Source organism: Mesorhizobium sp. M7A.F.Ca.CA.002.15.2.1 (assembly GCF_003998715.1).
In the GTDB taxonomy this organism is placed as follows: Bacteria; Pseudomonadota; Alphaproteobacteria; order Rhizobiales; family Rhizobiaceae; genus Mesorhizobium; species Mesorhizobium ciceri.
In genome coordinates, this window is record NZ_RZPI01000609.1 from 1 (window position 1) to 3429 (window position 3429).

A 3429-nucleotide genomic window follows, 5' to 3' on the forward strand; every position below is an offset into this window, starting at 1 on the left:
GTCCGAGATGGGCCAGTATGTCGGCCGGGTCCATCTTGGCGAAGTTCGGCACGACGAAGCCAGCATTCCTGCCGGTTGCGCCCCAGGCGATGAATTCGGCTTCGAGAACGGCGACGGAAAGGCCTTTGCCGGCGGCGTGCAGCGCGGTTGAAAGGCCCGAAAAGCCGCCGCCGACAATGGCCAGGTCGACATCGAGCTTACCCTGCAGCGCCGGCCGTTTGCGGCGGTCGCGGCTGACGGCAAGCCAGAGTGAAGCGCCATGCGCTTCCTGCCGAACCGCGGCATTCATGACGGGGAAACGCTTTTGGCCGTAGTCACCTTCGTCCGCTTGCCGAGCAAAGGCCGCCGTGGCCTGTCGCCGAACAGCCCGTTCGGCCGGACCAGCAGGATAACGCAGAGCATGACGCCGATGGCGGCGATCTGCAGCGCGGCGGCACGAGCCTGCTGTTCCGGCGGGAACAGGATGCTGGTCAGCGTGCCCGACCCAGCCCATATCGCCCAGACCAGGATGCTGCCGATGACGGCGCCGAGATTGCTGCCCGAGCCGCCCACGATCAGCATCACCCAGACCTGGAAGGTCAGGATCGGCAAATAATTGTCCGGCGCGATGAAGCCGGTGAAATGCGCCTGCAATGCGCCGGCCAGTGCCATGATGGCGCCGCCCACGGCGAAGGCCTGGACGCGATAGAAACGCGCGCTCTTGCCAAGCGAGATCGCCGCCCGCTCATCCTCGCGTAGCGCCTTCAGCACGCGGCCCCACGGGCTGCGCGACAGATGTTCCAAAGCGAGATAGGCGACCAGAGTCACCGCCGCGACCACGGCAAGGTTCGACAGGTTGAACAGCAGCGGCGTCTCGGCAAGGCTGCCGAAGGGGCGCGGGATGAAGCCGATGCCGAACGGGCCGCCGGTCAGTTTCTGCGCGTTGAGCGCGACCAGTTGCACGACGACGGCGACGCCGAAGGTGGTGATCGCCAGATAGTCGGACCTGAGCCGCAGCGTCGCCATGCCAGTTAACGCCGCGGCAATGCCGCCGACGACCATGGCGCCCGCCCAGCCGACAACGATCGGCAGGCCAAGGCCACCCAGCCGCGCGGCGTCGTCGGGAGTGGTCAGCAATGCCGAGGTGTAGGCGCCGATGGCGACGAAGCCGGCAAGGCCGACATTGAACAGGCCGGTCAGGCCCCACTGCAAATTGAGCCCCAGCGTGACCAGCGAAAAGATCAGCGCGGTGGTCAGGAAGAAGGCGCCGTAGCCGATCAGATCCATCAGCGTTCCCTCACACCAAACAGGCCGATCGGCCGCACGAACAGCACCGCCATCAGGATGATGAAGGAGACGGCGGCGCGCCATTCGGCGCCGATCAGCTGCACGGCACCGGCCTCGGCGAGCCCGATGATCAGGCCGCCGAGCACGGCGCCGGGGATGCTGCCGATGCCGCCGAGAATGGCGGCGGCAAACATCGGCAATAGCATGTCGAAGCCCATGAACGGGCGGATCTGCACCAGGATGCCGATCATCACGCCGGCCACGCAGGCCAGCGCCCCGCCGATGACCCAGGTGACGCGCACCACGCTGGCGACGTCGATGCCGACGATGCGGGCCAGTGCCGAGTTCTGGCTCAGGGCCTGCATCGAGCGGCCGGTCTGCGTGCGCGTCATCAACAGATGCACGGCGAGCACCAGCACCGCGGTCAGCAGCAAAAGCGCGATCTGGTCTGATGTGATGCGGATGCCGAAGCCGACCGGCATGGCGATCTGGATCGCCCGGCTGAAATAGGTCGGCCGCGAGGTGAAGGTGAATTCGAGCAGGCTTCTCAGCGCCATCGAGGCACCGAAGCTCGCCATCACCACGATGATCGCCTGGCCTTGCGAGCGCAGCCGCGAAAACAGCACCTTGTCGAGCAGCAGCGCCAGCAAAGCGGTGAACGCCATGCCGACGACCAGCGCGACAATCAGCGGCCAGCCGAAGGACAGCGGTGCGATCGGTGCCACCTTGCCGACTGTCGCGCCGATGGCGCTGACGACGGCCAGCGTCGCATAGGTGCCCCAGGCCATGAAGTCGCCATGGGCAAAGTTCGAGAAGCGCAGGATCGAATAGGTAAGCGTCACGCCGATGGCGCCCAGGCCGATCATCGAACCCGTCAGCAATCCGTCGACGACAAATTGCAAGCTCATGCCCCACCTCCTGTGCCGGACTTGCGGGGGCGCTGGCCGAGATAGAGTTCGGCGACCACCGGATCGTTCCACAGCTCGGAGGCAATGCCCTCGTGCCGGTCTTTGCCTTCGACCAGCACATAGGCGCGGTCGCCGATGGCGAGCGCTGCCTTGGCATTCTGTTCGACGAGCAGGATGGTGACGCCGGACTTGCGGATGTTTGCCAGCATCTCGAACACCATCGAGACGAATTTCGGCGACAGGCCGGCCGACGGCTCGTCTAGCACCAGCACCTTGGGGTGGACGATCAGCGCCCGCGCAACGGCGAGCATCTGCCGTTGTCCGCCCGAGAGGTTGCCGGCGGCGGTGCGGCGCTGGCGGACGAGATCGGGGAAGGCGGCATACATCTCCTCGGTGCGCGCAGGAATCTCGCGCCGCTCAAGGATGCCGCAAGCAACTCTGAGATTGTCCTCGACCGACATCAGTGGGAAGATGTTTTCGGTCTGCGGCACGAAGGCCAGCCCGAGGCGCACCATGGTGTGGGCCGGCGCGGCAGTGATGTCCTTCCCGTCCAGAAATACTGTGCCGCCGGTGATCGGGACGAGGCCGGCGATGGCCTTGATGAAGCTAGACTTGCCGGCGCCGTTGGGGCCGAGCACCACGACGATCTCGCCCTTGGCGACGGTGATCGAGGCGCCGCGCACGATCGGCACGCCGGGCTCGTAGCCGGCTTCGAGGTCGCGGACATCGAGAACGATCTCGCTCATGCTGCGCCTCCGAGATAGGCCTCGATGGCGCGCGGGTCGCGAGCGACCTCTTCGGCCGTGCCTTCGCTGAGCAACTGGCCGCTCGCCATGACGAGGACGCGATGGCAGAGCCGCGTCACCATGTCGATATTATGCTCGATCAGCAGGAAGGTGATACCGCGCGCATTGATGTCGCGGATGCGGTCGATGATGACTTCGAGCAGCGTCGCGTTGACGCCGGCCGCCGGTTCGTCGAGCAAGATGATCGCCGGATCGGCCATCATCACGCGGGCGAGTTCGAGCAGCTTGCGCTGACCGCCGGAAAGCACGCGCGCCGGCTCATGCGCGAGATGGGCGAGGGCGACCAGTTCCAGCAGTTCAAGCGCCTTTGTCCTGGCGGCCCTTTCCTGCGCGGCGACGCGCCATGGCGTGACGAAATTGGCAAGCAGCTTTTCGCCGGCCTGACCCTGCGCCGCCAGCATGATGTTTTCGATCAGCGTCAGGTTGGGCAGCGGGCGCGGGATCTGAAA

At 65.9% G+C, this 3429-nt stretch carries 5 protein-coding genes; all 5 read right to left on the reverse strand.

Annotation, left to right across the window (positions count from 1 at the left end; all coding sequences use genetic code 11):
* Positions 1–289 (reverse strand): FAD-dependent oxidoreductase (locus ENZ74_RS26095; RefSeq protein ID WP_164761214.1); only part of this gene is annotated, 289 nt, incomplete at its 3' end.
* Complete coding sequence (locus ENZ74_RS26100) at positions 286–1269, reverse strand: branched-chain amino acid ABC transporter permease (protein WP_164761216.1); 984 nt, start codon at positions 1267–1269, stop codon at positions 286–288. The genes ENZ74_RS26095 and ENZ74_RS26100, both read right to left, overlap by 4 nt.
* Positions 1266–2174, reverse strand: a complete 909-nt coding sequence (locus ENZ74_RS26105; RefSeq protein ID WP_063167566.1) for a branched-chain amino acid ABC transporter permease — start codon at positions 2172–2174, stop codon at positions 1266–1268. The genes ENZ74_RS26100 and ENZ74_RS26105 overlap by 4 nt, the downstream gene beginning before the upstream one ends.
* Positions 2171–2920, reverse strand: coding sequence for an ABC transporter ATP-binding protein (locus tag ENZ74_RS26110; RefSeq protein ID WP_063167567.1), 750 nt, complete (start codon positions 2918–2920; stop codon positions 2171–2173). Before ENZ74_RS26110 ends, ENZ74_RS26105 begins: the two co-directional genes overlap by 4 nt.
* Positions 2917–3429, reverse strand: a 513-nt coding sequence (locus ENZ74_RS26115; protein WP_164761215.1) for an ATP-binding cassette domain-containing protein, incomplete at its 5' end; no start/stop codon positions are given. The genes ENZ74_RS26115 and ENZ74_RS26110, both read right to left, overlap by 4 nt.